This window comes from Microcoleus sp. FACHB-1515 (genome assembly GCF_014696105.1).
In the GTDB taxonomy this organism is placed as follows: Bacteria; Cyanobacteriota; Cyanobacteriia; order Elainellales; family Elainellaceae; genus JAAUTJ01.
The window spans coordinates 1-6,925 of the sequence record NZ_JACJPO010000039.1; the positions used below are offsets into that span (position 1 = coordinate 1).

The following is a 6,925-nucleotide window of genomic DNA, read 5'->3' on the forward strand; positions in this document are numbered from 1 at the left end:
AAGATTTGGGTCGGTCAAGTTTCTGTTTCAATTAGTCACACATTGTCAAACCTTTGCTTTTGCCAAAGCATTTATGTACGGCTACTGTTCATCTCCTATTTAGGATTGCTGTAATATCTAAAGCTCCATGAATAAACCTTTGCTTGCAGTTGTTACAGGACGGCCAGGATCGGGCAAGACCACGCTAGCGCACACTCTCGCAAGAAAGATAGGATGCCCAGCGATCTGTCGTGATGAAATCAAAGAAGGATTTGTTAATACGATGAAAAGTAGCCATGAATCTCTCGGCGAAGACGTTAACCAAAACATTTACAGCATATTCTTTGAAGCTCTAGGCTTTTTGCTATCCAAGCAAATAACACTGGTAGCTGAAGCAGCATTTCAACATCATCTCTGGGCACAGCCGCTAAAGCAGCTTTCTCAGATATCACAAGTAAAGATAATTGTTTGCACAGTTGACCCGCGTTTAGCGAGATCACGTTTTATTCAACGAGGCTTATCTGATCCAAATCGGCTAAGATTTCACGGCGATCGAGGAGTACGAGCCGCTCAACAAGGTGTCGAATTACCGCTAGAAAATTACGATCCACCGCTTTTGCCCATTCCCACGCTTGAAGTTGATACAAGTGATGGATATCACCCTAACTTGGAAGAGATTGAAACATTTCTGCTAAAGAATTAGAACCTTTCACTTGTGATCCATCTGTCAAACAAAGCTCAGTTTTGGATGCGATCGCCCCCTAAAAACTTCACCCCTTCAACGAGTTGCTAACGCAAGTCTAAAGAGCGCTTCAGCAAATCCAAAAACGCAAAAACCGCAGGCGGCAGCAGCGCATCGGTCAGAACAGCCGCACAGATAACGCGATCGAGCGGTACGGGCAAACTGTAAACCTGAACGCCAGGCGGAACAGGTTCGGCAGCAAGGCGAGGACTGATTGCCGCTCCGATGCCCTGCGCGACCATGTTGACGATCGTGGCATCCGATCGCACCTGATAGGAGGGCTGTAGCTGAACGCCATGCTTGCCGCAGTGGGCATACACCATCGCATCACAGCCATCGCCATCGGGAGCCATAATCAGCGGATAGGCGGTGAGGTCTTCCCAAGTAAGATGCGGGTGCGATCGCTCAAACTCCGGCGGAAACAAAATGACAAACTCATCGCGCATCAGTTCCCAAGTTTCAAATTCTGGACTCGTCGGCAGGTAAGTAATTCCGATGTCGGTGCGCTGTTTGCGGAGTGCCGCATCGACTTCGGGGCGATCGTCATACTCCAAAATGCGAACGGCGATCGCGGGATGTAAACGGCAAAACTGAGCGATCACGTTGGGCAAAATCTGCGTTGCGGCACTGCGAAAAGCCGAAATTCGCACCTGTCCGCCGTGCAGTCCCTTGGCGAGATTGGCCTGCTTCACCATGTCCTGCATCAGATACATCACCTGACGGGCACGATCGACAATCTGTTCGCCAACCGGAGTTAGCTGCGCTCCATATCGTCCCCGCAGGAACAGCACGACGCCGAGATTTTCTTCCAGCGTGGCGATCGCATAGCTCACAGCCGATTGCGTCAAATGCAGTTGCAGGGCGGCTTCGCTGAAGCTGTCGCAGTCAGCAACGGCGATCAAGATTTGCAGTTGTGAAAGCTTCAGCCGTCCAATCTCTTGCATTGCGTAGAACCCACTTTGCCCAAAATTCTGACGGTTTGCGGTAATTTTATCCATCAATGAATTTGATGGATGCGATGAGGTGAATGATTTGTATCCACGAGCGATCGTTCATAAAGTGAAACAAATCGCTTGGAGGTGCAACATGAAACCTGCTCTGCGCTGGTCAGAATATCAGCAGCTTGAACTGATTCCGCCTTCTGTGAGGCAATATCCAACTTGGCGCGATCGCCTCTTGCAGCTTCTCCAACAAGCGATCGCGTTTTTATACCCCGACCCAATCGAGATTTGGCTGACGCACGACGAAGCCGGAGTTTGGTGGAATGCGATCGATCATCGAACGGGGCGATCGATTCACCAAGTCAGCGAAAATGAACTTCGTATCTGGATTGAACAGCGTCATTTGCGTTAATCCTGTGAATTGAACGAATTGCGATCGCTTTTTGTCCCCTAAATCCCCCATGAATGGAGGACTTTGAGGATTGTTGGTTAGGTTTCGATACCGTTCCGCAAGCTCCGCGATCGCGTTGAGGATTTGTTGGAGGACATGCGGTAAATTTGACATGACTTCTTGGTTGCGAAATCGGATGACTCGGTAACCAAGCTGACTGAGTTTTTCGGTGCGGGCGGTATCGTAATCTACCTGCTGGTCATGAATGCCACCATCGAGTTCGATAATCAGTCGATGCTCAGGGCAGTAGAAATTGACAATGAAAGACGCGATCGAATGCTGCGATCGAAACTTCAAGCTGTTCAGTTGGCGATTTTTCAAAGCTTGCCACAACCGCTTTTCAGCAAAGGTAAGGTTTTGTCAAAGCTGCCGAGCAGCAGAAATGATCTCAGGCGAAGTTTCCCGAATGCGACGAGAATCCATAAACCTCAATTAGGGTAACTTCTACTAGCTTGCCCACCTCCATCCACCCACCAACCATCCTCAAAGTCCCCCACTGTGGAGAATTTAGGGGGCTTTTCAAGGGTAAAACCACATCAAACAATCTCATCAAAACCCCATGATTTCTGCTTCAAACCCACATCACAATCGGGGTGTTCTGCTGCTGATTTTCACCACGATCGTTTGGGGAACTTCATTTCCACTGCTCAAACATCTGCTGGTCAGCCTGACGCCCGCGAGCATTTTGATTGTGCGATTTGCCATTGCTGCGATCGCCTTCTCGCCCTTCTTGCGTCGCCTCAATCGCAACGTAATTCGTGATGGTCTGTTGTTGGGCATCGTCTACTTTGTTGAATGTGTGCTTGCCTTAAAGGGAATTGAAACTATTTCGGCCAATCGATCGGCGTTTTTAGTTAGTTTGAATGTAATCTTTGTGCCGCTGATGGCGGTGGGATTGGGGCGAAAGCTGCCGTTGCGCGTGGTGCTGGCAGCAGGCTTGGCGATCGCAGGCATCGGCATTCTCTCTTGGGAAGGCGGCGGAATTGGAGTTGGAGACTGGCTGACGTTGGCTTGTGCGATCGGCTGTGCAATCTACATTCTGCTGCTCGAAAAAGTTTCGCCGCGTCATGCAACGTTGCCGCTGGTGGCAGTGCAGCTTGCGACGATGGCGATTTTGGGCGGAATTTGGGCAACTCCGCAACTGATGGCACAGATGGGCGCGATCGCAGACAACTTCCAGATTTTGCTCTACATGAGCTTGATTGTGACCGCAACGCCGATTTTGACACAGGCGATCGCCCAGCGAGATGTTTCTTCTCATGAGGCCGCGTTGCTCTACACGCTTGAGCCTGTGTTCGCCTCAATTTTTTCGTTCTGGCTGCTGGGCGAACAGTTGGGTGTGCGCGGATTGATTGGAGCCGGATTAATTTTGTTTGCCACCGTTTGGAGTCAACGCAAAATCAATCCACAGGAGCTTTAGCATTGTCTTTGCGGCTCAAAGTCTTTGCGGCTGAAACTAGTGTGTGCGGCTGAAACGGATCTCATAGCAGGGTAAAGCGATTGACGGACGGCTGGCTTTACATCTTTACATCTGCTTTTCGCTGCCTTATGCTACGAATGCTACATTTGTAGTTTTTGCAATGAACCCTTCGGCTCAGTACAACTTGATTCTGCCTGTGGGAACGCAGGTCGTCACCCGCGTAGCAGTCCAAACGCCACACGGAGAAACGACTTGCCTGTGCGGTGCAGTCGGTGAAATTGTGCAGGCTCCCACCGACAACTCGCACACCTACCAAATTCAACTGCCGACGGGCGATCGCGTCTTCCTGCGGCGGCACGAGTTCAGCATTCGCAAACACTTTCAGCAAGCCGACTGGCAGCGCGATGGTGTGCTGACCGACTATAACTTGTTTGACACGGTGATCTACCGCTGTGTCGTCGGGTCAAGAGCGTATGGACTCGATCACGCCCACTCAGATGTCGATCGACGCGGAATTTACCTGCCGCCTGCTGATTTGCACTGGTCGCTCTACGGCATTCCCGAACAGCTAGAAGATAAACCCGCCCAAGAATGCTATTGGGAACTGCAAAAGTTCCTTGTGCTGGCGCTCAAAGCGAATCCAAATGTTCTTGAATGTCTCTATACGCCATTAGTTGAAACGGTGACGCCGATCGCGCAAGAGTTGCTGAATGTGCGATCGATCTTTCTGTCAAAGCTGGTGTATCAAACCTACAACAGCTACGTCTTGTCACAGTTCAAAAAACTAGAGCAAGATCTACGCAGTCGCGGCCATATTCGCTGGAAGCACGCGATGCATTTGATTCGCTTGTTGCTGTCGGGAATCACGATTCTGAAAGAAGGTTTTGTGCCCGTGCAAGTCGAGGCGCATCGATCGCAACTGCTGGCGATTCGCCATCAGCAATTGAGTTGGGACGAGGTGAACCAGTGGCGATTGAGTTTGCATCACCAGTTCGATCGCGCCTTTGCCGAAACAACATTGCCCGATCGCCCTGACTACGAACAGGCCAACGCTTTTCTCCTCCGCGCTCGTCGCTCAATGGTTTAACCTCATGCTGCTTGTTGAACTGCAATCGATCGCCCAAGCGCAACCGTACCCGCTGCTGTTTGCCACCGTCAGCGGCGCACATTTGTATGGTTTTCCTTCACCTGATTCTGACTACGATCTGCGCGGCGTTCATATTTTGCCGCTGCCAGAAGTCGTTGGATTAAATATAGGAGAAGAAACGATCGAGCAATCGCAGCTTGAAGCAAATTTAGAGCTTGATCTGGTGACGCATGATGTGAAGAAGTTCATGAGCTTGATGTTGAAGAAAAATGGCTATGTGCTGGAGCAGCTTTTCTCTCCGCTGATTGTGCAAACCACGCCCGCTCATAACGAGTTGAAAGCGATCGCTCCTCGCTGCATCACGCGCCATCATAGCCATCACTACCTCGGTTTTGCTCAGACACAATGGCGACTGTTTGAGAAAGAGCAACCGCCTAGAGTTAAGCCGTTACTGTATGTGTATCGCGTTCTATTAACGGGAATTCACTTGATGCAAACGGGCGCGATCGAAGCCAATTTGGTGACGCTTAATCAGCAGTTTCATCTATCACAAATTTCTGATCTAATTGAGCGAAAGTTGCAAGGCGGTGAGCGATCGAAACTGACAACAACCGATCGCACATTTCATCAGCAGGAATATCACCGATTGGTGCAGATTTTGGTAGAGGAAAGCGATCGAACCTATCTGCCGGAGGCGGCAACTGCTCAAGCTGAACTGCACGATTTGCTGGTGCGGATTCGCTTAGCCAGCGTGTAATTACAGTTCGCAACAATGAATGAGATAAGCACGAAAACTACAAACGCAGTCATAATTTTAAGGAAAACGAAAGGCGATTTCAAAGAAAAATCTAAACAATCAAGCTGATGAACGACATCGCCACACAACATTTGAGAAATCGAGGCTCTCGCGAATGACGAAAACGTTTTATGCTGTCTTGGCAAACTCGCTTGTAGCTGCGCTGACCAATACTTTTGTTTGGTTTGCGGTCACATTTTGGGTGTATCTGCAAACTCAATCAGTAGCAGCAACCTCGGTAATGGCAGGAATCTACTTGCTCACAACGGCGGTGTCTGGATTCTTTCTAGGATCGCTCGTCGATCGCTACCCTAAGAAAACAGTTTTGCTGCTATCAAGCTTTGGCTCTCTAGGGCTATTCGTCCTTGCCTACATTGTTTTTATTTCAACTGAACCAGCAGTTTTTACAAATGCATCTAGTGTTGCCCTTTGGACATTAATTATTCTGGCGTTGGTCGGAGCGATCGCAGGCAACATCCGCACGATCGCTCTACCAACTCTTGTAACACTCTTGATTCCTGAAGCAAAACGCGATCAAGCAAATGGTTTAGTCGGAACGACAAACGGCGTTTCCTTCTTGATCGCATCGATCTTTAGCGGTCTGGTGATCGGATTTCTGGGAATGGATTGGATGCTAGTGTTAGCGGTTGGATTGACGATTTTAACCATTCTGCATCTGGTAGCGATCGCCATTCCTGAAAGGCAAATTGTTCATGCGGAACATCAAACTAATCATATTGATATTCGCGGCACAATTCGAGCAATTCAGCTTGTGCCTGGACTATTTTCGCTAATTTTCTTCAACTGTTTCAACAACTTCTTGGGCGGCGTTTTCATGTCGCTCATGGATGCCTATGGGTTATCGCTGGTTTCGGTACAAATCTGGGGCATTCTGTGGGGCGTGTTGAGCTTAGGATTTATCGTCGGTGGGTTGATTGTTGCTCAAAAAGGCTTAGGAAAAAATCCACTGCGAACGCTTTTTCTCGCTAATATCGTGATGTGGATTATTGCAGTTTTCTTCACAATTCAAGCTTCGATCGCGCTGCTGTCGATCGGGCTTTTCATCTACCTCTGCCTCATTCCCGTCGTTGAAGCTTCAGAGCAAACTATTATTCAAGCGGTGATTCCGCTCGATCGTCAAGGACGAGTGTTCGGTTTTGCCCAAAGTATTGAACAAGCTGCATCGCCGCTCACCGCTTTTATGATTGGTCCGATCGCTCAATTCATCTTCATCCCGTTCATGACAACGGGATCAGGCGTTAATTTAATCGGTACTTGGTTTGGCACTGGAAGCGATCGCGGCATCGCACTTTTATTTACAGTAACGGGAGTGATTGGGTTGATTGTGACGCTGCTGGCAATGCGATCGCGATCGTATCAACAACTCTCCAAAAACTACAGGCAGCCTAAATAGGATGTGAACAAATGGTAGGCTGAGGGTGTGCCTCAAACTCTACCCTCTCAGACAATGGAAACGCTCGAACAGTTTATTCAAAGTAACCCACATAC

The 6,925-nt window shown here is 49.1% G+C and carries 7 protein-coding genes and 1 pseudogene; 6 read left to right on the top strand and 2 right to left on the bottom strand.

Annotated features, from left to right (window positions below):
• Nucleotides 1-127 precede the first annotated feature (127 nt).
• Nucleotides 128-682 (top strand): AAA family ATPase, encoded by a 555-nt coding sequence (locus H6F67_RS14000; RefSeq protein ID WP_190767241.1) that lies wholly within the window; start codon nucleotides 128-130, stop codon nucleotides 680-682.
• 86 nt (nucleotides 683-768) lie between these two features.
• Here the strand turns inward: H6F67_RS14000 and H6F67_RS14005 are convergent, their stop codons facing one another.
• Entirely contained in the window at nucleotides 769-1,719 is a 951-nt protein-coding gene (locus tag H6F67_RS14005; protein ID WP_242020640.1) for a LysR family transcriptional regulator, read from the bottom strand.
• Between the two features lie 88 nt (nucleotides 1,720-1,807).
• Here H6F67_RS14005 and H6F67_RS27715 point away from each other — a divergent pair, with 88 nt between their 5' ends.
• A complete protein-coding gene (locus H6F67_RS27715; RefSeq protein WP_242020641.1) occupies nucleotides 1,808-2,074 on the top strand; it encodes a hypothetical protein in 267 nt (88 codons plus the stop codon).
• Nucleotides 2,075-2,194: 120 nt separating this feature from the next.
• On the opposite strand, the pseudogene H6F67_RS28140 reads toward H6F67_RS27715, so the two are convergent.
• Nucleotides 2,195-2,461 (bottom strand): annotated as a pseudogene (locus tag H6F67_RS28140) (endonuclease domain-containing protein); the annotation flags it as partial.
• 211 nt (nucleotides 2,462-2,672) lie between these two features.
• On the opposite strand from H6F67_RS28140, the gene H6F67_RS14015 reads away from it, so the two are divergent.
• From H6F67_RS14015 to H6F67_RS14030, 4 genes are all read left to right on the top strand, one after another.
• Complete coding sequence (locus H6F67_RS14015; RefSeq protein ID WP_190767242.1) at nucleotides 2,673-3,533, top strand: DMT family transporter; 861 nt, start codon at nucleotides 2,673-2,675, stop codon at nucleotides 3,531-3,533.
• 160 nt (nucleotides 3,534-3,693) lie between these two features.
• A complete protein-coding gene (locus tag H6F67_RS14020) occupies nucleotides 3,694-4,620 on the top strand; it encodes a DNA polymerase beta superfamily protein (protein WP_190767243.1) in 927 nt (308 codons plus the stop codon).
• A gap of 4 nt (nucleotides 4,621-4,624) precedes the next feature.
• Entirely contained in the window at nucleotides 4,625-5,377 is a 753-nt protein-coding gene (locus H6F67_RS14025; RefSeq protein ID WP_190767244.1) for a nucleotidyltransferase domain-containing protein, read from the top strand.
• A gap of 154 nt (nucleotides 5,378-5,531) precedes the next feature.
• On the top strand, nucleotides 5,532-6,830 hold the full coding sequence (locus H6F67_RS14030) for an MFS transporter (RefSeq protein ID WP_190767245.1): 1,299 nt from the start codon (nucleotides 5,532-5,534) through the stop codon (nucleotides 6,828-6,830).
• Nucleotides 6,831-6,925: the final 95 nt, after the last annotated feature.